Below are 25,958 nucleotides of genomic sequence, written 5' to 3'. Positions count from 1 at the left end.
AATTTACCCGAAGCAGCTTGTTTTAGGTAGGATTTCGGCTTCAACTTTTAAAAATTTAATACCCTTCCCGTATTTTTTATAGATAAAAAATGGAAGCTTCTGCTCTGGCAAAAAATCGCAAGGGTAGAACAGTTGTGCCTATCCCTTTTGAGACATACATTTTGGTATTGCCTGAAGTATACCAACCTTTTAAATAGCGACCGCTACCGTCTGGTGTGTATATTTCACGCCCAAAAAAGGTGACTTGCCCCCCATGAGTATGCCCTGATAGCACCATTTTTATTGGGATTTTTGTGCTTTTATTTAATTCGTCAATGGTGTCTGTGTACGCTGGGCAGTGGTTTAGCACTATGGTTTCTAGGCTTGAATCCTCTATGGTGGAGACAGCGGCATTAAAGTCAGGTGTGCCATGTAAATAATCATCAATCCCTAAAATATTAATACGTCTTTTGTTTTTGGTGTACCCAAAATTTTCATTGACAAGTACGTAGCCATTAAAGGGAGCAAAAGCTTTTTTTAGCACTTCTAAAGATACTCTAGCATCATACTCTTTATTCCCTAAAATAAGAATTTTTAAGATTTTTGGATTGATAAGGTTTAATAATTCTTCAAAGATATTTAAGCTGTTTCGTCGTGAAATGGTATCCCCAGTAAACACAATGACATCAGGTAGTTCGCTGTTAATTCTTTCAGCTATAGTTTTGTGGAAATATTTTATTTCCTTTAAATGTAAGTCGGATAACTGGATGATTTTAATTTTATCCTTGCTGCTTTCAGAAAGATCATGCTCATTCCAATCGATGATATATTTTTCTATCCAAAAGCTATCTAAGTACACAATACCAGCAATACCCAATCCACTTAAAAAAAGTCTTTTTATAAAAATTCTTCGGCTTAATTTCATTAAAAAAACTCTTGTAAATTAGCCTGCAAAGTAATGGATTTTACAACTAAAATCGAAAGCTTTTAATAAATGTTTAGGATTGTATTTCTAGTAAAGCAATATCAAAATCAGAATCTAAAATTACCTTACCATCCCTTACTTCTAATGAGGTTTTGGAATAGCTGTCAAATAATTTAGTACCATCGCTAAAAAAATCTTTTACAGACAATGTTTTTTTTCCTTTTGGTAAGTTTAGGCCTATGACTACCCTATCTTCTATAGTGCCATTTATATAGGTTCTTTGAAATACATAAGGTGACTCCGTGAGCATTTTATGTTTTCCAGCCCCAACAGCCGGATGGTTCGCTCTAAATTGACCTAATTTTTGCCAATGTTCGAGTATTTTTCTTGTTTCAGGTAGACTGTCAATTTCTTCCCAATTCATAAAGGAACGTAAAGTAGCGTCACCTTTTGTACCCGCTATCTCTAAGCTTCTAGCACTTTCATCACCGTAATACACTTGAGAGGCTCCAGGGGTTAACAAAAGTACATTCGCTGAATAATAAGGCTTTTTGCGTTCTTTGTCAAAAGGACTCCCATCATCATGCGAAGTTAGGTAGTTCACGACACTTTTTCCTTCTAATGATGTATGCAGCAAGTCATCATATTTTGTAAAAATAGTTTCATAATCACTCTTAGTATCATACTTCAGTTCAAAGTTGAGTAAACTTTTAAAGCCGTGGTCGTAATAGTCTACCTTTTTATCTCCAAAATCAAATGTCCTACCTCCAGAAATACCATAATTGTATACTTCGCCCATCATATAAAAATCTTGGGTATCTAAGACATCATCTGGGTTATTTTTTTTCCACAAATTAAAGGCGATCGAAGCTTGAGTGTATAGTTCACTCCATGCAGTTTCATCTGCATGCTTTACAGTATCTACTCTAAAGCCATCAATACCTAAATCGTGCACATAATCTGTTAACCATTTAATGATATAGGCTCTAGAGGTTTTTGTATAACCTGAATTCTCAAAAAACTGCTCTAATTCATCTAACTCTGAGGTCAATCTACCTTCTTTTTTCCATTTCGCCAGTAAGTGTTCGGGAAGTTCAACTTCTGCATCACTCTCTGTTTTAATATCGGGTAAATTAGCGACCAAGGTACAGGCTGTAGTGCTTTTATAATCACTATAAGTGCACGCCGGTGCAGTTCTCACCCAATCAGAAGGCCAAACAGGATCTATTGGGGTTACTGGACCAGTATGGTTTAGCACTACATCCATTAAAATACGAATACCGTATTTATGGGCAGTTTTTACCATTTCTTCCAAATCATTTTTAGTGCCAAAATTGGGGTCCAAGGCAGTCCAATCTTTAGTCCAATACCCATGATACCCATAAGTATTTCCGGTGCCTTCGTCAGTAGCTCCATGAATTTGTTCTACTACAGGCGTAAACCAAATGGCATTAATACCCAGGTCTGTAAAATAACCCTCATTAATTTTAGCGGTAATTCCTTTAATATCACCACCCATAAAACCCCTTAATGGAGAAGGTTCTTCGGTCCTATTAAAATTAAGGTCATTGGTGGTATCTCCGTTTTTAAAGCGGTCAGTTAAAAGAAAATAGATATTGGCACCTTCCCAAACAAAAGGTTTGTCTAAAATTAATTTCTCAGAAGTTTGGGCATCAAGTAAAGGTCCTTTTTTGGCTTGTTTACATGATATTATAAAAAAGGATACGAGTAGAATTAGAAGTATTTTTTTCATCATGTGTTATTTTGCCTAAAATTATAAAATGAATCTGGGATTTTGTAATGAATTCGAAAATCTATTTAATAAGCTACAGCATTCTCTCATTTCAGTGTAACAAATAGTTTTAATTCTAGTAAGAAGCGTATTTTATTTTTTTCTATTTAGTACTTTAAAATCTTCGTAGCATCCGCTTATCGCATCTAAGATTTGAAGATCGTTTGCCGTTCTTATGAAAGATTTTGAATAGTTACAGTTGTTCAAAATGTCTTCAATATCTACTTTTTCAATTTGAAGCAATTCCGTTAAGGTTTCTCTATCAAATTTTGAGGCTAGAAGATCTTTGATAGCATCATCATTCTTAACTTGTTGTAATTTCCTCATTTGGTTTGGTTTTTTTCCAAAAAGGTTACGCAATAAATCAGCAGGATTTAAAATAGCTCCAAGTACTTTACTCACTGCACTCGGATTTTTTTTACCTGCTTCGTAGCCCGTATTTAAACCAGAAATACTGTACTGATAGGCATCGTTAACAGGAAGATTTTTAACATCAATTTCAAGATACCCCGTTAAATTATAAGAGCTGACAATGACTTCTTCTAAGGCATAAGCAAGTTCTGTCAAGGTAATTTTAGTATCCTTAAATTTAAACATGTCATTGGTTACCCTTACTTTTTGAGATTTAAAACCAATATAACTAAAGTACAAGGTATCGTTTACAGAAGCTATAATATTAAAAACACCTTTTTCGTCAGTAATGGTGCCTTTCACTTTGTTGAGGTTGATCACATGAACACTTTCCATTAGTGAACCGTCTTGCGCATTTACGACAAGCGCGGTCATTATTTCTTCTTTGCCTTCTTCGTTTATGTCATTTTCTTGAGCGGAAATTAATACGGAAAATAGCAAGAAAAAATAGAGTGTAAATTTTGATTTCATAAGATAAATAAGGACGAAAATACTAAAGAAAACTAAAAAAATACGCCGAAGCGTATTTTTTTATTATGAAATTAACTAAAAATGGGTTCCTTAAAAGAAGCCACTTCTTCTTTTGCTTTTACCGCCGCTAGACTCTTTTGAACCTCCTTTAGATTCTGATCTTGAATTAGACCTATTTCCACCAGATCTTCTTTTAGAGCCGCTATCGTCTTTAAAACCTCCTTTTGAGGATGACGAAGAACGTTCTCTTTTCTTGCCACCATAACCACCGCTGTCTCCACCACGGCTTCTATCTCTGCCGCCACCGCCACCGCGATTTCGGTCTCTGCTGCCACTGCGGCTTCCGCCACCGCCACCGCCAGGGTTGCTTGAGATTTCTACATTTACAAACCTACCTTCAACTTTAAAATCTTTAAAGGTTTCTAAAATTTTTGGAGTAATAGAAGCATCAGTATTAAAGAACGAAAAACTTTCCTTAACATCAACCTTAAAAATATCATCTTGACCCACTTCTAAAGTATCTCTTAAGAAATCTTTTAAAGACATCCAGTCGTAATCATCTTTTTCACCAACATTAATAAAGTATCGAACGGCACCACTTGTTGGTATTTCTCCGCTATTATTATTGCCACGATCTGAATTTCTATCGTCTCTATCTCCTCGGTCAGAACCAGAAGCATTCAAATCTTTTGTTTTGTTGTAGTAATTAAAGAAACGTGTAAATTCTACGGAAACTACTTTTTTGATTAATTCATCGCGATCAATCCCTTCAAATACTTTAGTGATAGCAGGTAAATAGGCTTCAACTTGGGCATTTACTTCGGTATCTTTTATTTTGTTCGCTAAATGGTACAATTGAATTTCACAAATTTCCATTCCAGAAGGAATATTTTTTGTAATAAATTTTTGACCAATTTTATTTTCAATGGCTTTAATTTTTCTAAGTTCACTACGAGTAATAATGACCATGGAGGTCCCTGATTTACCAGCTCTACCCGTTCTACCACTACGGTGCGTGTAGGTTTCAATTTCATCAGGTAATTGGTAATTGATAACGTGTGTAATATCGTCAACGTCAATACCTCGGGCAGCAACATCTGTAGCTACCAACATTTGTATTTGCTTTTTACGAAAGGCGTTCATTACCAAATCTCTTTGGTTTTGACTTAAATCGCCATGTAAAGCTCCGGCGTTATAACCGTCTTCAATTAAACTTTCGGCAACTTTCTGAGTATCTCTTTTAGTTCTACAAAAAATAACAGAGAAGATATCAGGATGTGTATCTGCTAACCTTTTTAAAGCAGGGTATCTGTCACGACCACCAACCACATAGTATTCATGTTGTACGGTTGAAGCACCAGAATTTTTAGTACCTACAGTTATCTCTTGCGGATTACGCATGAATTTTTTTGCGATTGTAGCAACCTCTTTAGGCATTGTTGCAGAAAACAACCACGTATTTTTTTCTTTTGGGGTATCAGATAAAATCTCCTTAATGTCTTCATAGAAGCCCATGTTCAGCATTTCATCAGCTTCATCTAAGATGCAAACATCTATTTTAGAAATATCCACTAAGCCGCGACTCATCATATCTTTCATACGACCGGGAGTTGCAACAACTATTTGAGCACCTCTTTTTATTTGACGTGCTTGGTCGGTAATGCTTGCGCCACCGTAAACAGCAACAACATTGATACCTCTTTCGTATTTAGAGTAGGCTTGCATTTCGTTTGTGATTTGCATACAAAGCTCACGAGTAGGAGATAAGATTAAACCTTGTGTGGTTTTGCTATTGGCATCTATTTTTTGGATTAACGGGAAACCAAAAGCGGCGGTTTTTCCAGTTCCAGTTTGTGCAAGTGCTACTAAATCAGTGTCACCTTCTAATAAAATGGGGATTGCCATTTCTTGTACTTCGGACGGAGTTTCAAAACCCATATCCACAATAGCGTCTAGTAGGGTCTTTTTAAGCCCTAGCGCTTCAAATTTTGTCATAATATGTTATACTTAATCGCAAATATGTATGTTGCATAGAGCGATTATGTTTATAACCTATTAATACTCAGCGCAACACATGCTATACTAGCGGCGTTATTTAAAGCTGCAAAAGTACTACTTATTTATGAGTTTGAAGTTTATTTATTAACTTTTTATTTATCATGACATTTCATTCAAAAAAAGCAGTAGTTTTTTTATGGCTTTAGCGCGGTGGCTTATGCCGTTTTTTATGGCTATGGGGAGTTCTGCAAAGGTTTCCTCAAAACCGTCTGGTTTAAATATAGGGTCATAGCCAAAACCATGATTTCCTCTTTTTTCGCTTGTAATTTCGCCTTGTGCCTTGCCTTCAAAAACGTATTGGGCACCGTTTAAATTTAAGGCAATGACGGTTTTAAAATGAGCCTTCCGGTTGCTGTGGTGGAGTAGGGCATTTAGTAACTTATTCATATTGGCCTCAGAGTTGTTCTCATTTCCGGCATAGCGTGCCGATAAAACTCCAGGTGCGCCGTTTAATGCATCCACCAATAATCCAGTGTCATCAGCAAAGCAGTCATAGCCATAACGCGCTGTTACGAAATTAGCTTTGAGGATGGCATTGCCTTCTAGGCTGTCTGCTATTTCTGGTATTTCTTCAAGACAACCTATATCCTGTAGGGACAAAACATGGATGTTTTCAGGTAAAAGTAGTTGAACTTCTTTAACTTTATTTTGATTTTGGGTGGCAAAAACAAGTTTCATGTAGGCGTAGTTAATTTTTAAAATGTAATTTTAAACCAAAAATAGGATTTTAAATTTAACAGATGCATTTAAAAATACCACCAGCATTAGTAACAGTGATAACAGCGCTTTTAATGTACCTAGTAGCTCGTTTTTTGCCCTTTGGTGATTTTAATTTTACAGGGAGATTTTATGTTTTGTGGGCCTTGTTCGGTGTAGGGATGTTTTTGGGGACTGTATCTTTGATTCAATTTTTTACTTCCAAAACAAGTATAGATCCTAGAGACCCTCAAAAAGCTTCTGAATTAGTGGTCAGCGGAATCTATAAAATAAGTAGGAATCCCATGTATTTGAGCTTATTGCTTCTCCTTTTGGCTTGGGGCCTATACTTGCCTAATGCTTTCAATTTCTTAGTGTTGGTATTTTTTGTGGCCTATATGAATAAGTTTCAAATCCTCCCTGAAGAGCAAGCTTTGAGCATAAAATTTGGCGAAGCCTATAAGCAGTATGTCAAAAATGTACGTAGATGGTTTTAATTTAAGTGCCTTAAAAGAAGTTTTTTGGCTAATATATAAAAATATTATCTATTTGACTTATATTTTTATATATTAGCGCTTTAGCTTATAAATTATGATCGCAATACTAACAGGGGATATTATCAATTCGGAGAGTCGTGAGGCTAAAGCATGGATGCCTGTATTAAAAAAACAACTTTCAAAATTTGGACAAACTCCAGAGGAATGGGAAGTGTATAGGGGTGATGAATTTCAAATCAAGACAAGCCCTGAAAAAGCTCTAGCCCTAGGCGTGTTGGTAAAGGCCAAAGTAAAAACCATAAAAGGCTTAGATGTACGCCTTGCAATAGGTGTGGGTGACGAAAGCTTTAAAAGTACGCGCATAAGTGAGTCAAATGGAACAGCATATCAGAATTCAGGTCGCGTTTTTGAAACCTTAAGAGCGCAAAAAATAAACATGGCCATTAAAACTGGCAGTATCGACAAAGACCTAACTTTAAATTTAATCCTAAAATTGGCTTTAGACTTTATGGATAATTGGAGTGTAGTTTCTGCGGAAATTATTTACTTAGCTTTAGAAAATCCTCAGATGCAACAGCAAGAATTGGCTGCTCTTTTGGGGATTCAACAATCGGCGGTAAGTCAGCGTCAAAAAAGAGCTCGCCTAGATTTGGTACAAGAAGTGTTGGCCTATTATTCACATACCATAAACACCTAATACGATGGAACTATTTACAAAACTTTTATTAGCACATTTACTGGTAGATTTTATGTTGCAACCCAAAAAATGGGTGTTAGATAAGGAAGCAAATAAGGTAAAATCAAAATACCTATACATTCATGTTGCCCTCCATTTTTTAGTCACTCTAATCCTTTTATGGGATTTAAACTATTGGAAAATAGCGCTTATTATAATGATTGCACATTACATCATTGATCTGTTAAAATTATATGTTGATCCAAAATTCAAACATAAAAACATTCCTTTCTTCATAGATCAAATTTTGCATATTTTGGTTTTATACAGCATCGCCTATTATGGTGATTTAACCAACCATACCATAGCATTATTTCAAAATATTGACTTTCTATTTGTAACGGCATTTGTTTTTATTAGCTATCCCACAGCAATACTGATTAGTAAATTGTTGTCTGGCATGTCTAAGCACATAGAAACTGACCATGAATCTTTGCCCAATGCCGGAATGTACATTGGTATTATTGAGCGTTTTTTTGTTTTTGCTTTTATTCTTCTAGGACGCTGGGAAGTAATTGGATTTTTGATTGCCGCCAAATCTGTATTTAGATTTAATGATTTAAAAGAAAGTAATAGTAGAGAATTAACAGAATATATTTTAATAGGAACCTTATTGAGTTTTGGGATGGCTATTTTAGCAGGTCTAGCGTACCTCAATTTTAGGATTTAAGAGGTTCAATTTTAGGATTTTGATAATTTTTGCCTGTACATAAAAACAATTTCGTAGTAATTTGTTTCAAATGATAACTCAGCAACAGTTTTAGGTTAATATTACCCGATTGGAGCAAATTAATTTTTACTTTTGATGCTTAATTCAAAAAAGTGATGATAGCTGCCGGTAGAAAGTATGTGTTTGATTTTGATAGTACTTTAACAAGAGTTGAAGCTTTAGATGTTCTAGCTGAATTAACCTTAAAGGAGAGGGCTGATAAAGACGCGATTATAAAGGAAATTCAAGAAATCACCAATTTAGGAATTGATGGGGATATTTCTTTTACAGAATCTTTAGAGCGCCGTATTAAATTATTAAATGCGAATAAAAGCGATTTAATTCCTTTGGTTGCAGAATTACGAACAAAAATATCAAAATCAATCGCAGCCAATAAAGAATTTTTTGAAGAGTATGCAGCCGATATTTACGTTATTTCATGCGGTTTTAAAGAATTTATAGATCCTATTGTTGCGGAATACAATATTCCATCCAATAGGGTATATGCCAATACCTTTAAATTTGATGTAGAAGGTAAAATTATTGGCTTTGATAAGACCAATGTTTTGGCCATGCACAACGGTAAAATTGACTGTCTTAAAAATATGAATCTTGACGGTGAGGTTCAAGTAATCGGTGACGGTTATAGCGATTATGTCATGAGAGAAGCGGGTATTGCAGATAAATTTTTTGCGTACACCGAAAATGTTCACCGTGAAAAAGCTGCAAAAAATGCAGATTATATTACACCTAACCTTGATGAATTTTTATTTGTGAACGATTTGAATAGAAAAATTTCCTATCCTAAAAATAGGATAAAGATGTTGTTATTAGAAAATGTACATCCTGATGCTTTTACAAGCCTTTCTGAAGCTGGTTTTACGGTTGAAACGATTACCCATAGTTTGTCTGAGGAAGAACTCATAAAAAAAATAAAGGGGGTACATGTTTTAGGAATTCGCTCCAAAACACAGGTGACAGCTAAAGTTCTTGAAGCCGCTAATAAATTAATGGTAGTTGGTGCTTTTTGTATCGGAACTACCCAAATTGATTTAGAGAGTTGCAAGAAAAAAGGGGTCGTAGTTTTTAATGCGCCTTATAGCAACACACGCTCGGTAGTTGAATTAGCTATTGGCGAAATTATTATGTTGATGCGCAGCGTGTTTACCCGTAGCACCGAAATACATAAGGGTCAATGGAATAAAACGGCGGCAAATTCTCGTGAAGTTCGAGGAAAAAATTTAGGAATAGTTGGTTACGGTAATATCGGGAAGCAATTGTCAGTTTTAGCTGAAGCTTTAGGGATGCATGTGTATTATTATGACGTAAATGATCAGTTAGCCTTAGGTAATGCTATAAAATGTAATACACTCGAAGAATTACTCCATATATCTGATGTCGTTACCCTACATATTGATGATAATAAAGCCAACCTAAATTTTATTGGAGAAAGAGAAATTAACCAAATGAAAGATGGTGCAATTTTCATCAATTTAGCGCGTGGTTTTGTGGTTGATATTTCAGCTTTAGCCAAAGCCTTAAAAAGCGGAAAAATTGCGGGTGCAGCTATTGACGTTTTTCCAGAAGAGCCAGCAATTAATGGCGATTTTGAAACAGAATTGAAAGGATTAGAAAATGTTATTTTAACACCACACGTTGGTGGTAGTACAGAAGAGGCACAACGAAATATTGCAGAATTTGTTCCCAATAAAATAATGGATTACATGAATTCAGGCAACACTGTAGATGCCGTAAACTTTCCAAATATTCGATTGCCAAAGCAAAATAAGTCACACCGTTTTTTACATATTCATAAAAACGTGCCAGGCATCATGGCAAAAGTTAATAAAGTTCTAGCCGAGTATGAATTGAATATAACTGGACAATATTTATCGACTGATAATGAAGTAGGTTATGTGATCTCTGACGTAGATAAAGAGTATAATAAAGATGTGATTAAAGAACTCAAAAAAATAGATAATACTATTAAGTTCAGAGTCTTGTACTAAACAGTACAGGAGTTGAGTTTACGAAATTCTAAAAAGCTAAATCCTAAGTTTTCTAGAATTTTTATTTTTCTAAATAACCTTTTGACCTGTTTTGACCATATTCACGTGCCATTTCGCAACATTTAGTTGAACAATGACTATAATTGTGTTTATTTCGTAAGAAATTTCTCTAGCAGGTGAAAATTAAATTTTTAAATTCAAACAAAATATTCCGTAAATATTATTTACTGGTGTTTACTATTGTTTTGCTGACAATTCTAATCCAAAGCGTTGTACAGTATTCCCTAGATAAGCAAAAAAGCATGGCCTCGGTATTAAATATGGCGGGAAGACAGCGAATGCTGAGTCAATTGGTCATGAAAAACTTTTATGAATGCATGTACCAAACCTGTGATTATTCTGAAATGAGTATTGCTTTAAATAAATTAGAGCGGACCAATAAAATTTTACAAGAAGGTAATTCAGAGATAAAATTAGCGATATTACAACATCCTGAAATTCAAAAAACGTTTAAAGAATTAGAACCACATTTAAACTATATACTCCTTAATTTAAAAGATTTTAATAATTATAATCAAATTCCCATTTCAAAACTAAAGACAGAGGTAGAAAGTGCTTTAGCGAAAATGGAAACTATTGTAAGTCAATTTCAAAAAGTATCCGAGCAGGAGATTAACACGCTAAAAATAATAGAGTACGAACTTGCGGCACTTTCATTATTAATATTACTTTTTGAAATATTCTTTATTATAAACCCCGCGATCCGAAAAATTAGCGTCCAAAATAAAAAATTAAAAGACATATCTTGGCATCAGTCCCATGCCTTTAATTCTCACATGCAAAATTTAAGAGATTTACAACATGTGTTGAAAATTGAAAAAAAACTCAACAATCAACAAGCATTAGTAGATTGCGTCATTGATGAACTTAATGATTTAGAGGTCGTCTCAAAAAATATGATGAAATCATTAGAAGAAGATACGGTTGAAACGTCTCAATTAGATACTTTTTTAACGAAGTTTAGCATCAATATAAAAGAGAATAAAACAGAAGTTTAAGGCTAATTTATTGATGGTGGTAAGGTTCATTTTTTAAAATGGTAAAAGCCCTATACACCTGCTCAACAATAAACAAACGAATCATTTGGTGTGAAAATGTCATTTTTGACAAACTAATTTTGCCTTGTGCTTTTAAATGCACCCTATCACTAAAGCCGTATGGACCGCCAATAGCAAAGACCAGTTGTTTGGTACCCGCATTCATTTTTTTTTGTAGAAAGTCGGCAAAATTTACCGAAGTATATTGCTTAGCGTTTTCATCAAATAAGATTAAAATATCAGTAGGGTTTAATTTTTTTAAGAGCGCTTCTCCTTCTTTTTCTTTTTGTTGAGCCTCTGAAAGATTTTTAGTGTTTTTAATGTCAGGGAGCACTTCAAACTCGAACTTTATATAATGCTTTAACCTGTTTTGATATTCATCGGTTAATTCCGAAAGTTGAGAACTATCTGTTTTTCCTATCGCTAGTAGTTTTATATGCATGATACAAAAATACTAAAAAGTGAATATCGAATGCTAAAAGTAAACTGAAGCGTTTTTGTTTTGTACTAAATTTCTTTTAGTCCAGGCCTACTCTTTAGCAGATGTTAGCTAGTTTAGGATAAACCTGTAAGACTTGACTTAAAAATATATACTTTGTTTTAGATATGGAATGCTATTTTAAAAATTAAAGAATACTAGAAAAATTGTTTGGGTTTAAAAATCACAACACATTCGTATTCAGTGATCTCTACACTTAGTCTGCTCCTTTGGGTACTAGCGTTCAGCGGAAGGGTCTTTGGTTTTAAGGTGAGCAGTAGGTAGAAATGTTTAAATTCTGATTTATATTTTAGTAAATTAGCCACAAGGAAAAATAATTACATGATTTCAACAGCACAATTTAATACGGAACTAGATATCATTATCGCCAATGCAATTAGAGAAGATATAGGAGATGGCGATCACAGTTCTTTAGCCTGTATTCCTGATACAGCCACAGGTAAGGCTAAATTATTAGTGAAAGATGTTGGTATTATTGCAGGTGTAGCGTTGGCTAAACTCGTTTTTTTGTATGTAGATAAAGCTTTAAAAGTTGAAACCCTAATAAACGATGGTGAAGAAGTAAAGCACGGGGATATTGTTTTTTATGTCAGTGGAAGTGCACAGAGTATTTTAAAAGCAGAGCGATTAGTGCTCAATGCTATGCAGCGCATGAGTGCTATTGCAACAAAAACCAAGTATTTCGTGGATCTATTAGAAGGCACGAAAACTAAAATTTTAGATACTCGAAAAACAACACCAGGTATTAGAGCTTTAGAAAAGTGGGCCGTTAAAATTGGCGGAGGTGAGAATCATAGATTTGCTTTGTATGATATGATTATGTTAAAAGATAACCATATTGATTTCGCAGGAGGCATCGAAAAAGCCATTGAAAAAACTAAAAATTACCTTCAGACCACGAAAAAAGATTTAAAAATAATTGTAGAAGCGCGAAATCTTCATGAAGTACAACAAATATTAGATGCTCAAGGAGTGTATCGAATTTTATTAGATAACTTTAACTACGAGGACACAAAAACTGCGGTACATTTAATAGGTTCAAAATCCTTGACAGAATCTTCTGGTGGCATTACTGAGGAAACCATTCGAAGCTACGCAGAGTGTGGCGTTGATTTTATATCATCAGGCGCTTTAACCCATTCTGTGCATAATATGGATTTAAGTTTAAAAGCAGTTTAAATGTCGGCAGCCATCGAGGAAAAGATTGAAAAAATACCAATTATCAACTGGTTAGCGCGACTATTAAAAAAAATTAAGCTATCTGCTTTTGAAGGCTTATCTTTATATGACCTGTTAGAAATGTATCTTTCAGGAATAGTTCAGGGTGCGCTATCGACAAGAGCGAGTTCTATTGCATTTAGCCTTTTTATGGCACTTTTTCCTTTGCTCATTTTTTTACTTAGTCTTTTGCCTTTTTTAATACCGTATGTGAGTATCGGTAATGAGAATTTTGAAGATCAGTTTTTGGTATTTTTAGAGTCATTTTTACCTACGGCAACAGGCGATTATTTTACTGAAATATTCCAACAAATAAAAGACCAAAAGCGCGGAGGATTACTGTCTTCAACTTTTATTATTTCTATTTTTTTAGTGGCGAATGGGGTGAATGCTATTTTTGGCGGCTTTGAAAACTCTTACCATGTAAATCTTAATCGAAATTTTTTCAGACAGTACGCGTATGCACTAATGGTTGGTCTAATTTTGTCTATTTTATTAATAGTTGGTGCTGTTGTTTTTGTCTATTTTGAATTTTACATTTTAGAATATTTGAGCGAACTTTCCGCAAAAGCAAATGGCACAAAAGTAGCAGAGGGAGACATTTTGGGGGTACAGATTGCAAAAATTTTATTTTTTGTTGTCTTATCTTATTTAACGACTGCTATCTTATATTATTTTGGCACAGCGGAAGGTAGAAATGCAAAATTCTTTTCAGCAGGAGCTTTAATGACAACTGTTTTATTTATAGCAACCTCATATCTCTTTGGTATTTACGTTGAAAAATTTGCTACCTATAATGAACTTTATGGTGCTTTAGGAGGATTGTTAATATTAATGGTGTTTATTTGGTTAAATTCGAATATACTTCTCCTCGGCTTTGAACTTAATGCAACTTTAAATTCGCTTAGAAGTAATATGAAAGCCCAAAATATGGACCCATAAAAAGAATAGAGAAGGGTATAAGATATACCATGGAAAATAAAAAAATAAGCAGCCTAATTAACCTACACAACGAATATGACAAAACTAATCAGCGTACTTATTACGAGCATTGCATTATTATTTTTCTCCAATGCCAATGCACAAAACGTTTTTGGAAAATGGAAAACCATTGACGATCGCACAGGAAACCCTAAGGGAGTGATAGACATTTACAAAAAAGAGGGAAAAATGTTTGGGAAGGTTGTGGAAATTTTAGAAAAAGGAAAAAAAGATGCGATTTGTACAAAATGTGAAGGAGATTTAAAAGACGAACCTGTTCTTGGAATGGTCATCATTAAAGCAGCAGAAAAACACGAAGACGGCGAATGGAAAGGAAAACATTTATTTGATCCAGAACAGGCCATGATCTTCAGATGCAAAATCTGGCTGAATCCTGATAACCCTAATGAACTTAAAGTTAGAGGTTATTTGGCCTTTATTTACCGCACACAAACTTGGATTAGAGTAAAAGATTAGAAATTAGCTCCATGCCTTATTTTATCAATGTAATTCTTCCTATTCCATTAGAAAAACTATTTACCTATAGTATTTCTGACGCAGAGGCTTCATTCTTAAAACCAGGTATGCGTGTGGCTGTTCCTTTTGGTAAATCAAAAATATACAGTGCCCTAGTTCATGAGGTCCATCAAACCGCACCAACGATTTACGAGGCTAAAGAAATTGATCAAATTTTAGACGAAAAACCGATAGTTACAGCCATCCAACTAAAACATTGGTTTTGGATTGCGGACTACTATATGTGTAGCATTGGAGAAGTTTTTAGAACGGCCGTTCCCAGTGCTTTTTTATTAGAAAGTGAAACACTTATTTTAAAAAACACGAAAATAGTTTTTGATGAAACTACCTTGTTAGATGATGAGTTCTTAGTTTTCGAAGCTTTACAACATCAAGCCATACTTCGGGTACACGAGATTAGTGCTATTTTAGATAGAAAAAATGTGTTGCCAGTGCTTAATAGGCTTTTAGACAAAAATATTATTTTACTTAAAGAAGAAGTATACGAACAATACAAACCTAAATTGGTTCGATATGTAAAATTAGGGAAGGAATACAGAACAGAAGTAGGCCTCGAAACATTATTACATTCTTTAACCCGAGCACCAAAACAAAGTCAGGTTATTTTATCCTTATTTCAACTTCAAGCCACGCAAAAAAAACCAATAAAAGTTAGTGAGTTAGAAACAGCTAGTAAGAGTTCTACAGCCATTATTAAGGCCTTAATTGACAAAGAAATCCTGGAAGAGTATTATATTCAAACAGATCGTATTAGCTACTCAAATGAAGAAGATAACAGTGATATAAAATCTTTAAATGAATTTCAAGAAGAAGCCTTTTTAGCCATTAAGCAAAGTTTTGATAAAAATTTACCCACGCTTTTATACGGTGTAACCTCTTCTGGAAAAACAGAAGTATATGTAAAATTGATTGAAGAAACCTTAGCACAGCATAAACAGGTTTTGTATTTATTACCCGAAATAGCCTTAACCACACAACTTATTACACGCTTACAAGACTATTTTGGAGAAAAAGTAGCGGTATATCATTCCAGATATAGCGTTCAAGAACGTGTAGAGGTTTGGCACAATATCTTAGAAAATAAAAATAAGGCACAAATTGTTATTGGTGCTCGTTCTGCTTTATTTATGCCCTTTACTAATTTGGGACTTATCATTGTTGATGAGGAACATGAAAGTTCATTTAAGCAATACGATCCAGCACCCAGATACCACGCTAGAGATGCGGCTATCGTAATGGCCAAATTGCATGAAGCTCATATTTTGTTGGGCTCTGCAACGCCAAGTATTGAGAGTTTTTATAATGTACAAATAGGGAAGTATGGCTACGCCACGATACAACGGCGTTATGGGAATGTATTAATGCCAGAGATTGAGTTGGTAGATATAAAAGAACAAACGCGAAAAAAAAGAATGAAAGGCCGTTTTTCAGTACGTTTATTTAATGAAATAACTGATACTTTGGAAAATGGAGAACAAGTTATTTTGTTTCAAAATAGAAGAGGTTACGCTCCAATTTTGGAGTGTACAACCTGTGGTCACTCCCCCCAATGTCCTAATTGTGATGTGAGTTTAACCTATCACCAACATAAAAAACAACTTCGCTGTCATTATTGTAGTTATCATATAGCCCTGCTAACGGCGTGTGAGGCATGTGGAAGTTCAACCTTAGATACCAAAGGTTTTGGAACTGAGCAAGTAGAACAAGAACTAGAAACTTTATTTCCAGATGCTAAAATAGGCCGAATGGACTTAGACACCACGCGTGGTAAATATGGCTATGAAAAAATAATCACGGCTTTTGAACAGCAAGAATTAGATATTTTGGTAGGTACACAAATGTTAACCAAGGGCTTAGATTTTAGAAACGTAAACCTCGTAGGTATTATGAGTGCTGATACCTTACTAAATTTCCCTGATTTTAGAGCCCATGAACGTTGTTTTCAATTGTTAACACAGGTATCGGGCAGGGCTGGGCGCACCAAAAAGCGTGGAAAAGTAATTATTCAAAGCTTTAATCCATACCATCAAATTTTAAAACAAGTGTCCACAGGCGATTATCAGGCCATGTATCAAGAACAATTGTATGAAAGAGAACAGCATAAATATCCGCCAGTAAACAGAATTATAAAAATTACGTTTAAGCATAAAGAGTATAACAAACTCAACGAAGCTGCAGAATGGTTTACCAAAGGATTACGCAATGCTTTTGGAGTACATGTTTTGGGACCAGAATTTCCATCCGTTTCTCGCATTCGAAATCAGTATATAAAAAATGTATTGATTAAAATTCCTAACGGTCAGTCATTAGTAAAAACAAAAAAAAGCATTAGAAGATTAGAAAAATCTTTTAATGCTATCTCTCAGTACGCAAGCGTACGTGTAATCTATAATGTAGATTATATTTAAACGTTATTTAAAGCTTCAGCTAATTCCGTTTTTTTATTTCTGCTTAAAGGAATAGATCTTCCGCTCACTTCAACATTTTTGCTGTTGAATTTCTCAACTTTTTCTAAATTAATAATGTACGATTTGTGAATTCTAAGAAATTTATCTTCCGGTAGTTGCTCTTCAAAAGACTTCATCGTCGATAAAATCACAATATTGGCTTCATCGGTTACTAATTTGATATAATCTCCTAAAGCCTCTATCCATTTAATATCATTTAAAACAACCTTTCTCTTTTTAAGATTGCTTTTTACGAAAATATGCTCCTCATCTTCGTTTGTTCTGTGCAGTTGCTCAAATTTAGCAACAGCCCGTTTCACCGAAGAATCAAACCTAGACATGGTTATAGGTTTATGTAAGTAATCAGTAACATCATAATCAAACGCCTTCAACGCATAATCAGGTTTGCCTGTAATTAGAATTACTTGCGGTCTGTTTTCTAATGATTCTAGTAGGTCAAAACCATTAATAATAGGCATTTCAACATCAAGAAAAATTAAATCAATCTCGTTGTTTTTAATTCCATTTTTTGCTTCTATTGCATTACTGTATTCAGCGACAAGCATTAAATTAGGGTGGTTATTCACTAATTTTGCTACCGCCATCCTTTGCATGGAAGAATCGTCTACGATTATACTTCTTAATTTCATAAATGGTTGATTTGTGGGGTTAAATCATGGGCAAATTACTGAAAAAACTCGGTGAACTACAACAAAAGATGTGAACATTGCATAATATGTTGTGTATTCAGTAAAAAGCGCCATCAAGGTTTGGGTTAAGGTGACTTTAATTTTTTTATGTTAATAACTCTAAAACATAATAACGAAGATTTTAGTAAATTCTTGTGTTAAATCAGAATTATTACTACTTTTGCACACTTAAAATTATATTCATATGAATCATTACGAAACTGTTTTCATTCTAAATCCCGTTCTATCTGATACTCAGATAGAGGAAACAGTTAAGAAATTCGAAGATTTCTTAATTAGCAAAGGTGCCAAAATGGTATCTAAAGAAAATTGGGGGCTAAAAAAATTGGCCTATCCAATTCAACACAAAAAAAGTGGTTTTTACCATTTGTTTGAATTTACAGCTCCTGGAGATGCCATAACTCCTTATGAGTTAGAATTCAGAAGAGATGAACGTATCATGCGTTATTTAACTGTGAGTTTAGATAAACATGCTATTTCATGGGCAGAAAGAAGAAGAACAAAGTTAAAAACTAAAGCTTAAGCATTATGTCATCGATAGAACAACAAGCAAAAGGTAAAAAAGATGGAGAGATCAGATATCTTACTCCATTAAATATAGAGACAAATACTCAAAAGAAATATTGTCGTTTTAAAAAATCTGGTATTAAGTATGTAGATTACAAAGATCCAGACTTTTTAATTAAATTGGTTAACGAACAAGGTAAATTACTTCCTAGAAGATTAACTGGTACTTCGTTAAAGTTTCAGAGAAAAGTGGCAGTTGCAGTTAAAAGAGCGCGTCACTTAGCATTAATGCCATATGTTGGTGATTTATTAAAATAAAAAGAAACGAACGATGGAACTTATACTAAAGGAAGACGTACAAAATTTAGGTTTTAAAGATGATGTGGTAACTGTAAAAAATGGTTACGGTAGAAACTTTTTAATTCCTAACGGATTGGCTGCCATGGCTACAGTTTCTGCAAAAAAGGTTTTAGCAGAAAACTTAAAGCAGAGAGCGCATAAAGAAAAGAAAATTGTTGACGCAGCAACGAAAGTTGCAGACGCTTTAAAACAATTAGAAATTAAAATAGCAGCAAAGACTGGAGCTGGAGACAAATTATTTGGATCTGTAACCAACAGTGATTTAGCAGACGCTATTGCAAAAGAAGGCCATGAAATAGAGAAAAAATTTATTTCTATTCAAGGGGGTGCTGTTAAAAGAACAGGGCCTTACAATGCACAAATTAGATTACACAGAGATGTTGTTGTTGATTTCCCTTTCGAAGTTGTTGGAGAAAATTAATAAATAAAAATTTTTATACATTAAAAGGCTGTGCAATTTGTACAGCCTTTTTACTTTTGCAAAAGGATAAGAGCTTAAATGGATTAACGTAATTATTTAATGAAATATTCAAGACTTACAAAACAGCAATTAGAAGAATTGCATCAAGAGTTTATTAATTTTTTAGCGACACAGTCTATCACCGGTGACGAGTGGGAAAGCATCAAAAAAGAAAAACCAAATGTAGCCGAAGATGAATTAGATGTTTTTTCTGATATCATATGGGAAGGTGTTTTGGCTAAAGTTGACTTTGTTGAGAATATTTCAGCACAACAAATGCACTTATTTCATTTGACAGAAAAAGAAATGAAACTTATTTCAGTGAAAGTGATGAATCCTGAAATAGATTTAACTACAGATGTTGGTTTTGCATGGTTTCGAAAAAATTGGCAATCTGACTTTGTGGAATATTTAACGGCATCGAAAATGTATACTGCTGATAAAAATCTAGATAAATTTAAGCTGATTCAACAAGGAGCGGTAATTACTAAAGGAGAATTGTACCAATGGTTCGAAAAAGTTATTGCTTAAAGATTTAATGTAGCAATGTAAAATTGTAACAATGATTTAATTTGAAGTGGTTTTAATACTAAACTAAATTGTAAGTTCGCGTTTTTTGTACAGCATATCATCATAGAAAAGTAATGAAGTTTTTTTGTGGATAAGATATAAAACAATGCGTATATCGAACTTTAACCGAGAAACAATAGCAACCTGAAACTAATTATTAAAATATGGCTCAAAAACCATCGGTACCCAAAGGAACAAGAGATTTTACACCTTCAGAGGTCGTAAAACGAAATTATATACTTGATCGTATTAAAAACAATTTTCAAATTTTTGGTTTTCAGCCTATTGAAACGCCTTCTTTTGAGAATTCAGAAACCTTGATGGGTAAATATGGCGATGAGGGAGATCGTTTAATTTTTAAAATTTTGAATTCTGGTGATTATTTAAATAAAGTAGATGATTCACTCTATAATCAAAAAGATGCAAATGCCTTAACTTCTAAAATTTCCGAAAAAGCCCTTCGATACGATTTAACAGTGCCTTTTGCGCGTTATGTTGTGATGCATCAAAATGAAATTGATTTCCCTTTTAAACGATATCAAATTCAACCTGTATGGCGAGCAGATAGGCCGCAAAAGGGTCGATTTCGTGAATTTTTTCAATGTGATGCTGATGTCGTAGGTTCTGATTCATTGTTGCAAGAAGTAGAGTTAGTGCAGTTATACGATGCGGTTTTTGCCGATCTAAAGTTGCACGGTGTAAGTATCAAATTAAATAACCGAAAAATACTGGCAGGTATTGCCGAAGTTATCGGTGCTCAAGATCATTTAATCGATTTTACGGTAGCACTTGATAAATTAGATAAAATAGGGGAGGAGGGTGTAAAAAAAGAAATGCTTGAAAAAGGTATTTCTCTATCTGCTATTGAAAAAGCGGCTCCATTATTTTCGCTCACAGGAACTAATTTAGAACAACTTGAGGCTCTTGAAAATTTATTAGCACATTCAGAAGAAGGGTTCAAAGGAGTGCAAGAACTGCGCTATATCATAGAATCTATTTCTAAATTAGGATTACAAACTGCAAATTTAGCTATTGACGTTACCTTAGCTCGCGGACTTAATTATTACACGGGTGCTATCTTTGAAGTGGCTGCGCCAGCTCAAGTACAAATGGGATCTATTGGTGGTGGTGGTCGCTATGATGATTTAACAGGGATCTTTGGGTTAAAAGATGTCAGTGGTGTGGGTATCTCTTTTGGTTTGGATCGTATATATTTGGTGTTGGAAGAATTAGGGTTATTTCCTGAAGCTATTGACCAATCCTTGCAAGTATTATGTGTTAATTTTGGTGAGAAAGAAGCTTTAGCGGCACTACAATTGACTACCCAATTACGTAAAAACAAAATTAAGGCCGATGTTTATCCTAGCGCTGCTAAAATGCAAAAGCAGATGAAATATGCCAATCAGCGTAATGTGCCCTATGTGATACTTATAGGGGAGCAGGAATTGTCAGAAAATAGTTTTGTGGTGAAAGACATGGTCAATGGCTCACAGAAAACCTATTCTTTCGCTACGGTACATGATTTTATAAATTCCCTATAGCCTTGTGTATAGCGCGAACTATTGTTTTGTAATAGTCCGTCCCATGCGGAACGTATTTTTGAGTTTGGGCTAAACCCCAAGTTTCTTCTGAAAATTTTAAAAGTGAAGTGAGCGATAGATCGGCAACTTCGCTTTCTTGTTTTTTTAATTGCCCAAAGGGTACGTTTAGTTTGGAGATAAAAATGTGCTGAAATTCACAATCAAGAAATTGAGCTGTATGTTGTTGAATCGACTTAAAAACACCAATTTTTTCTAAGGCATTTGTAGCAATAGAAAGTCCTATTTCTTCTTTCACTTCTCTCTTGGCAGCATCATCGATGGCTTCGCCGGCACCAATATGTCCTGCAACCGAAGCGTCCCATAAGAGCGGGAAAGTATTCTTTTCTTTGCCTCTTTGTTGGAGCAAAACTTGTCCTGCAGCAGTATAAAACCAAACATGAACCGTTTCGTGAAAAATTCCTGTCTTATGCGCTTCAGATTTTAAAACTGTTGCTCCAGTTTTGTTTCCATGACTGTCTAGCACATCTATGAGTTCATCCATAATATGATATAAAAACCCTCCCTTCTTTGTAGAAGAGAGAGTTTATTAGGGGTGAGGATCTTTAGTTAAAGTAGCTAAAAGTATCTCCTTCTTTAAGTGTTAATAAAGTTTCATAGATGAGCTGAATAACATTTTCAACATCATCTTGGTGCACTGTTTCTACCGTCGTATGCATATACCGAAGGGGTAAAGAGATCAAAGCAGAAGCTACTCCGCCATTGCTGTAAGCAAATGCATCGGTATCGGTTCCTGTATAGCGCGAAGACGCCATTCTTTGAAAAGGAATTTTTTTAGCTTCGGCTGTTGTTAAGATAAGTTCTCTTAATTTGTTTTGAACTGCAGGTGCATATGAAATAACGGGCCCAGCACCAATTTCAGTATGTCCTTGCTTTTTCTTTTCAATCATTGGCGTTGTGGTGTCATGACAAACGTCAGTAACTATCGCCACATTAGGTTTTATAGTTTGTGTGATCATTTCAGCGCCTCGTAACCCAATTTCTTCTTGAACAGAATTAGTGATGTAAAGACCAAAAGGGAGTTCCTTTTTGTTTTCTTTCAATAAACGAGCGACCTCTGCAATCATAAAACCACCAATACGGTTATCAATGGCGCGACAAACAAATTTATTGCCATTTAAAATTTGGAAGGTATCAGGGTAGGTAATAACACAGCCTACATGTACCCCCATTTTTTCTACTTCCTTTTTGTCTTTAGCACCTATATCTATAAAAATATTATCCAATTTTGGAGCCTCTTCTTTAGAGCTTTCGCGTGTATGTATCGCAGGCCAACCAAAAATTCCTTTTACGATTCCATTCTTGGTATGAATATTTACCCACTTTGATGGGGCAATTTGGTGGTCACTACCGCCATTTCGTATCACATATATTAATCCGTCATCGGTGATATAATTTACATACCATGATATTTCATCAGAATGTCCTTCAATAACTACTTTGTATTTAGCATCAGGATTTATTACCCCTACCGCAGTACCATAGGTATCGGTAATAAAAGTATCTACATAGGGCTTAAGGTATTCCATCCATATTTTTTGACCTTCCCATTCATATCCTGTAGGCGAGGCATTATTTAAGTATTTTTCTAAAAAATCTATAGATTTCTTGTTCAGAATCTTCTTTGTACTCATTTGCGTATATTTTAGGCACGAAGTTAGTAATATTCACTTTTATTTAATAAAAATATAGGGTCTTTATCTTAATTTTGAAGAAATATTATGACATAAACTTATGAGAATTAAATTTCTAGGGTCTTTATTGAGTTTGATATGTTTTTTTGGATTTTCCCAAGAGGAGGAAACTCCTTTGGATTCTATTGCTGAAAATATGATTATTATCGAGGGCGATTCAATTATGCGAAACGCCATCGACTTAGATGAGTTTTATGTTTTTAGTCAATTAAGGTTTTCTAATTATGACGAAAAACTAAGATATTATATTCTCCGTAGAAAAACGCTAAAAGTATATCCGTATGCAAAACTTGCTGCCGAAAGGTTAACAACACTGAATGATAGCTTACTGAAAATTACTAAAAATTCAAAAAAGAGAAAATATACCAAAGAAATTCAAAAATATGTTGAAGGCGAATTTTCTGATGAACTAAAAAAGTTAACGCGAACTGAAGGTCAAATTCTAATAAAACTTATACATCGACAAACGGGAATCACGGCCTTTGATTTAGTCAAAGAGCTTCGTAACGGTTGGCGTGCCTTCTGGTATAATACCACAGCAAAAATGTTTAAGATAAGTATCAAAGAAGAATTTGAACCAGATTTGGTCAATGAAGACTATCTTATAGAAGATATTTTACAACGTGCTTTTTCTGAGTTTAGGTTAGAACGACAAAAGTCGGCTTTGAATTATGACTATTCTTTATTGACCAATAAGTGGGCCACCGAAAAAAAACAAAACAAATAGTTTGTATATATGGTGATAATCGCTTAAATTTAATGCCCTGTTTATTTGAAGGGAAGCTTTTTGAAATTTAAATTTAGCTTGGTTTTAAGTTTTTTTCAACGAGATTAAACAAACACAATTTTTTTTAATTTTTTCATTGTTTGTAACGTGTTGTTTCTAAGGGTTTTGTTTTGATTGTAGTAATTATTTCAAAAAAGAATTAAAAAAACATTTGCGGGATTAAAAAGAGGGTGTATATTTGCACCCGCTTACGGAGACAGAGAGAATGAAAGGGATGTAAGTGATAAGACTTTTAGGGTCTTAAAAGAGAAATAAAAAGGTTCATTGACATATTGTAAGACAGCGTTCAATTATTGGAAACGATAATTGGATAAAGAATTGAATTTAACAAAATAGCTTAAAGAATACATAAGGGTTAGGTTCGGATAATTTATTTTTAGTGATGTGAATAATATTTACAAAACAACGATGAAGAGTTTGATCCTGGCTCAGGATGAACGCTAGCGGCAGGCCTAACACATGCAAGTCGAGGGGTAACAGGGAGCTTGCTCCGCTGACGACCGGCGCACGGGTGCGCAACGCGTATGCAATCTACCTCTTACTAGGGAATAGCCCAGAGAAATTTGGATTAATGCCCTATATTATATTAAGTCGGCATCGGTTTGATATTAAAGGTTACGGTAAGAGATGAGCATGCGTCCCATTAGTTAGTTGGTAAGGTAACGGCTTACCAAGACTTCGATGGGTAGGGGTCCTGAGAGGGAGATCCCCCACACTGGTACTGAGACACGGACCAGACTCCTACGGGAGGCAGCAGTGAGGAATATTGGACAATGGGCGCAAGCCTGATCCAGCCATGCCGCGTGCAGGAAGACTGCCCTATGGGTTGTAAACTGCTTTTATACAGGAAGAATAAGGAGTACGTGTACTCTGATGACGGTACTGTAAGAATAAGGACCGGCTAACTCCGTGCCAGCAGCCGCGGTAATACGGAGGGTCCGAGCGTTATCCGGAATTATTGGGTTTAAAGGGTCCGTAGGCGGGCTGTTAAGTCAGAGGTGAAATGCTGCGGCTCAACCGTATGCACTGCCTTTGATACTGGCGGTCTTGAGTTATAGTGAAGTGGCTAGAATATGTAGTGTAGCGGTGAAATGCATAGATATTACATAGAATACCGATTGCGAAGGCAGGTCACTAACTATACACTGACGCTGATGGACGAAAGCGTGGGTAGCGAACAGGATTAGATACCCTGGTAGTCCACGCCGTAAACGATGGATACTAGCTGTTCGGTTTTCGGACTGAGCGGCCAAGCGAAAGTGATAAGTATCCCACCTGGGGAGTACGTTCGCAAGAATGAAACTCAAAGGAATTGACGGGGGCCCGCACAAGCGGTGGAGCATGTGGTTTAATTCGATGATACGCGAGGAACCTTACCAGGGCTTAAATGTAGATTGACAGGTTTAGAGATAGACTTTCCTTCGGGCAATTTACAAGGTGCTGCATGGTTGTCGTCAGCTCGTGCCGTGAGGTGTCAGGTTAAGTCCTATAACGAGCGCAACCCCTGTCGTTAGTTGCCAGCATGTAATGATGGGGACTCTAGCGAGACTGCCGGTGCAAACCGTGAGGAAGGTGGGGATGACGTCAAATCATCACGGCCCTTACGTCCTGGGCCACACACGTGCTACAATGGCCGGTACAGAGAGCAGCCATGTTGTAAAGCAGAGCGAATCTATAAAACCGGTCACAGTTCGGATCGGGGTCTGCAACTCGACCCCGTGAAGCTGGAATCGCTAGTAATCGGATATCAGCCATGATCCGGTGAATACGTTCCCGGGCCTTGTACACACCGCCCGTCAAGCCATGGAAGCCGGGGGTGCCTGAAGTCCGTCACCGTAAGGAGCGGCCTAGGGCAAAATCGGTAACTAGGGCTAAGTCGTAACAAGGTAGCCGTACCGGAAGGTGCGGCTGGAACACCTCCTTTCTAGAGAAAAGCATCCTATAGATGAATTCTAGAAGAATCTAGCCCTTGTATTTTTGAGTTATTGTTTACTTTAATTTTATCGCTGTCTTATTAGTATGTTATATAAGTTATTGAGAGGATCTGTTAAAGGGTTCAAGAGTGAGAGTCTCATAGCTCAGCTGGTTAGAGCGCTACACTGATAATGTAGAGGTCGGCAGTTCGAGTCTGCCTGAGACTACAAATCGAGCAAAGCTCGATGCTTTAGGCAGTAAGCTTTAAGCGATAGGCTAAAACAGCGTATTGCATA

Annotated in this window: 24 protein-coding genes, 1 tRNA gene and 1 rRNA gene; 17 read left to right on the top strand and 9 right to left on the bottom strand. The window is 35.4% G+C overall.

The genetic code is table 11. The annotated features are described in order from the left end of the window. Window positions 1-76: 76 nt before the first annotated feature. From GQ45_RS04830 to GQ45_RS04810, 5 genes are all read right to left on the bottom strand, one after another. A complete protein-coding gene (locus tag GQ45_RS04830) occupies window positions 77-904 on the bottom strand; it encodes a metallophosphoesterase (protein ID WP_047415547.1) in 828 nt (275 codons plus the stop codon). Window positions 905-977: 73 nt separating this feature from the next. After that, window positions 978-2,657 (bottom strand): alpha-amylase family glycosyl hydrolase, encoded by a 1,680-nt coding sequence (locus tag GQ45_RS04825; RefSeq protein WP_047415546.1) that lies wholly within the window; start codon window positions 2,655-2,657, stop codon window positions 978-980. A 132-nt stretch (window positions 2,658-2,789) separates the two neighbouring features. After that, on the bottom strand, window positions 2,790-3,578 hold the full coding sequence (locus GQ45_RS04820; RefSeq protein WP_047415544.1) for a carboxypeptidase-like regulatory domain-containing protein: 789 nt from the start codon (window positions 3,576-3,578) through the stop codon (window positions 2,790-2,792). 90 nt (window positions 3,579-3,668) lie between these two features. Beyond that, complete coding sequence (locus GQ45_RS04815; protein WP_047415542.1) at window positions 3,669-5,573, bottom strand: DEAD/DEAH box helicase; 1,905 nt, start codon at window positions 5,571-5,573, stop codon at window positions 3,669-3,671. Window positions 5,574-5,735: 162 nt separating this feature from the next. Beyond that, window positions 5,736-6,314 carry a non-canonical purine NTP diphosphatase gene (locus GQ45_RS04810; RefSeq protein WP_047415541.1) on the bottom strand — a complete coding sequence of 193 codons (579 nt, stop codon included), beginning with the start codon at window positions 6,312-6,314 and terminating at the stop codon, window positions 5,736-5,738. Window positions 6,315-6,376: 62 nt separating this feature from the next. On the opposite strand from GQ45_RS04810, the gene GQ45_RS04805 reads away from it, so the two are divergent. The 5 genes from GQ45_RS04805 (at window position 6,377) to GQ45_RS04785 (ending at window position 11,341) form a co-directional block, all read left to right on the top strand. Next, entirely contained in the window at window positions 6,377-6,829 is a 453-nt protein-coding gene (locus GQ45_RS04805; RefSeq protein WP_047415540.1) for an isoprenylcysteine carboxylmethyltransferase family protein, read from the top strand. A 94-nt stretch (window positions 6,830-6,923) separates the two neighbouring features. Further along, window positions 6,924-7,526, top strand: coding sequence for a SatD family protein (locus tag GQ45_RS04800; RefSeq protein WP_047415537.1), 603 nt, complete (start codon window positions 6,924-6,926; stop codon window positions 7,524-7,526). Between the two features lie 4 nt (window positions 7,527-7,530). After that, window positions 7,531-8,235 (top strand): DUF3307 domain-containing protein, encoded by a 705-nt coding sequence (locus tag GQ45_RS04795; RefSeq protein WP_047415536.1) that lies wholly within the window; start codon window positions 7,531-7,533, stop codon window positions 8,233-8,235. 155 nt (window positions 8,236-8,390) lie between these two features. Beyond that, a complete protein-coding gene (gene serA, locus GQ45_RS04790; RefSeq protein ID WP_047415534.1) occupies window positions 8,391-10,283 on the top strand; it encodes a phosphoglycerate dehydrogenase in 1,893 nt (630 codons plus the stop codon). Between the two features lie 176 nt (window positions 10,284-10,459). Beyond that, complete coding sequence (locus GQ45_RS04785; protein WP_369798270.1) at window positions 10,460-11,341, top strand: type IV pili methyl-accepting chemotaxis transducer N-terminal domain-containing protein; 882 nt, start codon at window positions 10,460-10,462, stop codon at window positions 11,339-11,341. Window positions 11,342-11,348: 7 nt separating this feature from the next. Here GQ45_RS04785 and rlmH read toward each other — a convergent pair whose 3' ends face one another. Beyond that, window positions 11,349-11,822, bottom strand: a complete 474-nt coding sequence (gene rlmH / locus GQ45_RS04780) for a 23S rRNA (pseudouridine(1915)-N(3))-methyltransferase RlmH (RefSeq protein ID WP_047415531.1) — start codon at window positions 11,820-11,822, stop codon at window positions 11,349-11,351. A gap of 378 nt (window positions 11,823-12,200) precedes the next feature. On the opposite strand from rlmH, the gene nadC reads away from it, so the two are divergent. The 4 genes from nadC (at window position 12,201) to priA (ending at window position 17,023) form a co-directional block, all read left to right on the top strand. Continuing rightward, entirely contained in the window at window positions 12,201-13,058 is an 858-nt protein-coding gene (nadC, locus tag GQ45_RS04775; protein WP_047415530.1) for a carboxylating nicotinate-nucleotide diphosphorylase, read from the top strand. After that, a complete protein-coding gene (locus tag GQ45_RS04770) occupies window positions 13,059-14,039 on the top strand; it encodes a YihY/virulence factor BrkB family protein (protein ID WP_047415528.1) in 981 nt (326 codons plus the stop codon). Window positions 14,040-14,114: 75 nt separating this feature from the next. Next, the gene (locus GQ45_RS04765; RefSeq protein ID WP_047415526.1) at window positions 14,115-14,555 is read left to right on the top strand and encodes a DUF2147 domain-containing protein; all 441 of its coding nucleotides are present in this window, start codon (window positions 14,115-14,117) and stop codon (window positions 14,553-14,555) included. 11 nt (window positions 14,556-14,566) lie between these two features. After that, complete coding sequence (priA, locus tag GQ45_RS04760; RefSeq protein ID WP_047415524.1) at window positions 14,567-17,023, top strand: primosomal protein N'; 2,457 nt, start codon at window positions 14,567-14,569, stop codon at window positions 17,021-17,023. Here the strand turns inward: priA and GQ45_RS04755 are convergent. After that, window positions 17,020-17,712, bottom strand: a complete 693-nt coding sequence (locus tag GQ45_RS04755) for a LytTR family DNA-binding domain-containing protein (protein ID WP_047415522.1) — start codon at window positions 17,710-17,712, stop codon at window positions 17,020-17,022. The two genes, priA and GQ45_RS04755, sit on opposite strands and share 4 nt — an antisense overlap. Before the next feature lie 244 nt (window positions 17,713-17,956). Between GQ45_RS04755 and rpsF the strand changes: the two genes are divergently transcribed. The 5 genes from rpsF (at window position 17,957) to hisS (ending at window position 21,210) form a co-directional block, all read left to right on the top strand. Further along, a complete protein-coding gene (rpsF, locus tag GQ45_RS04750) occupies window positions 17,957-18,295 on the top strand; it encodes a 30S ribosomal protein S6 (RefSeq protein ID WP_047415521.1) in 339 nt (112 codons plus the stop codon). A gap of 2 nt (window positions 18,296-18,297) precedes the next feature. Continuing rightward, a complete protein-coding gene (gene rpsR, locus GQ45_RS04745; RefSeq protein ID WP_197056984.1) occupies window positions 18,298-18,597 on the top strand; it encodes a 30S ribosomal protein S18 in 300 nt (99 codons plus the stop codon). A 13-nt stretch (window positions 18,598-18,610) separates the two neighbouring features. Then, window positions 18,611-19,060 carry a 50S ribosomal protein L9 gene (gene rplI, locus GQ45_RS04740; RefSeq protein WP_047415518.1) on the top strand — a complete coding sequence of 150 codons (450 nt, stop codon included), beginning with the start codon at window positions 18,611-18,613 and terminating at the stop codon, window positions 19,058-19,060. Window positions 19,061-19,159: 99 nt separating this feature from the next. Then, window positions 19,160-19,630, top strand: a complete 471-nt coding sequence (locus tag GQ45_RS04735; protein ID WP_047415516.1) for a DUF6495 family protein — start codon at window positions 19,160-19,162, stop codon at window positions 19,628-19,630. A gap of 203 nt (window positions 19,631-19,833) precedes the next feature. Continuing rightward, window positions 19,834-21,210 carry a histidine--tRNA ligase gene (gene hisS / locus GQ45_RS04730; protein WP_047415514.1) on the top strand — a complete coding sequence of 459 codons (1,377 nt, stop codon included), beginning with the start codon at window positions 19,834-19,836 and terminating at the stop codon, window positions 21,208-21,210. Here hisS and GQ45_RS04725 read toward each other — a convergent pair. Next, complete coding sequence (locus tag GQ45_RS04725) at window positions 21,194-21,751, bottom strand: NUDIX domain-containing protein (RefSeq protein WP_047415512.1); 558 nt, start codon at window positions 21,749-21,751, stop codon at window positions 21,194-21,196. The two genes, hisS and GQ45_RS04725, sit on opposite strands and share 17 nt — an antisense overlap. Before the next feature lie 61 nt (window positions 21,752-21,812). Continuing rightward, complete coding sequence (locus GQ45_RS04720; protein WP_047415510.1) at window positions 21,813-22,901, bottom strand: M42 family metallopeptidase; 1,089 nt, start codon at window positions 22,899-22,901, stop codon at window positions 21,813-21,815. A 100-nt stretch (window positions 22,902-23,001) separates the two neighbouring features. Here GQ45_RS04720 and GQ45_RS04715 point away from each other — a divergent pair, with 100 nt between their 5' ends. The 3 genes from GQ45_RS04715 to GQ45_RS04705 all read left to right on the top strand — a co-directional run bounded on the left by GQ45_RS04715 (window position 23,002) and on the right by GQ45_RS04705 (window position 25,889). Continuing rightward, entirely contained in the window at window positions 23,002-23,688 is a 687-nt protein-coding gene (locus tag GQ45_RS04715; RefSeq protein ID WP_047415509.1) for a DUF4294 domain-containing protein, read from the top strand. Window positions 23,689-24,153: 465 nt separating this feature from the next. Continuing rightward, window positions 24,154-25,672: ribosomal RNA gene (locus GQ45_RS04710) — 16S ribosomal RNA — on the top strand. Window positions 25,673-25,815: 143 nt separating this feature from the next. After that, window positions 25,816-25,889, top strand: a tRNA-Ile gene (locus tag GQ45_RS04705). Window positions 25,890-25,958 lie beyond the last annotated feature (69 nt).

Source organism: Cellulophaga sp. Hel_I_12 (assembly GCF_000799565.1).
GTDB lineage: Bacteria > Bacteroidota > Bacteroidia > Flavobacteriales > Flavobacteriaceae > Cellulophaga.
Note: the sequence above shows the minus strand (reverse complement) of the source record. Positions and strands in the feature narration are given on the sequence as shown.

Coding starts and splice junctions, on each gene's coding strand:
- rlmH (WP_047415531.1), bottom strand. CDS start 11,822: ATGCATATAAAACTACTAGCGATAGGAAAAACAGATAGTTCTCAACTT.
- GQ45_RS04815 (WP_047415542.1), bottom strand. CDS start 5,573: ATGACAAAATTTGAAGCGCTAGGGCTTAAAAAGACCCTACTAGACGCT.
- GQ45_RS04795 (WP_047415536.1), top strand. CDS start 7,531: ATGGAACTATTTACAAAACTTTTATTAGCACATTTACTGGTAGATTTT.
- GQ45_RS04715 (WP_047415509.1), top strand. CDS start 23,002: ATGAGAATTAAATTTCTAGGGTCTTTATTGAGTTTGATATGTTTTTTT.
- GQ45_RS04810 (WP_047415541.1), bottom strand. CDS start 6,314: ATGAAACTTGTTTTTGCCACCCAAAATCAAAATAAAGTTAAAGAAGTT.
- nadC (WP_047415530.1), top strand. CDS start 12,201: ATGATTTCAACAGCACAATTTAATACGGAACTAGATATCATTATCGCC.
- rplI (WP_047415518.1), top strand. CDS start 18,611: ATGGAACTTATACTAAAGGAAGACGTACAAAATTTAGGTTTTAAAGAT.
- GQ45_RS04755 (WP_047415522.1), bottom strand. CDS start 17,712: ATGAAATTAAGAAGTATAATCGTAGACGATTCTTCCATGCAAAGGATG.
- rpsF (WP_047415521.1), top strand. CDS start 17,957: ATGAATCATTACGAAACTGTTTTCATTCTAAATCCCGTTCTATCTGAT.
- hisS (WP_047415514.1), top strand. CDS start 19,834: ATGGCTCAAAAACCATCGGTACCCAAAGGAACAAGAGATTTTACACCT.
- GQ45_RS04825 (WP_047415546.1), bottom strand. CDS start 2,657: ATGAAAAAAATACTTCTAATTCTACTCGTATCCTTTTTTATAATATCA.
- priA (WP_047415524.1), top strand. CDS start 14,567: ATGCCTTATTTTATCAATGTAATTCTTCCTATTCCATTAGAAAAACTA.
- serA (WP_047415534.1), top strand. CDS start 8,391: ATGATAGCTGCCGGTAGAAAGTATGTGTTTGATTTTGATAGTACTTTA.
- GQ45_RS04725 (WP_047415512.1), bottom strand. CDS start 21,751: ATGGATGAACTCATAGATGTGCTAGACAGTCATGGAAACAAAACTGGA.
- GQ45_RS04805 (WP_047415540.1), top strand. CDS start 6,377: ATGCATTTAAAAATACCACCAGCATTAGTAACAGTGATAACAGCGCTT.
- GQ45_RS04735 (WP_047415516.1), top strand. CDS start 19,160: ATGAAATATTCAAGACTTACAAAACAGCAATTAGAAGAATTGCATCAA.
- GQ45_RS04820 (WP_047415544.1), bottom strand. CDS start 3,578: ATGAAATCAAAATTTACACTCTATTTTTTCTTGCTATTTTCCGTATTA.
- GQ45_RS04765 (WP_047415526.1), top strand. CDS start 14,115: ATGACAAAACTAATCAGCGTACTTATTACGAGCATTGCATTATTATTT.
- GQ45_RS04830 (WP_047415547.1), bottom strand. CDS start 904: ATGAAATTAAGCCGAAGAATTTTTATAAAAAGACTTTTTTTAAGTGGA.
- GQ45_RS04800 (WP_047415537.1), top strand. CDS start 6,924: ATGATCGCAATACTAACAGGGGATATTATCAATTCGGAGAGTCGTGAG.
- GQ45_RS04770 (WP_047415528.1), top strand. CDS start 13,059: ATGTCGGCAGCCATCGAGGAAAAGATTGAAAAAATACCAATTATCAAC.
- GQ45_RS04720 (WP_047415510.1), bottom strand. CDS start 22,901: ATGAGTACAAAGAAGATTCTGAACAAGAAATCTATAGATTTTTTAGAA.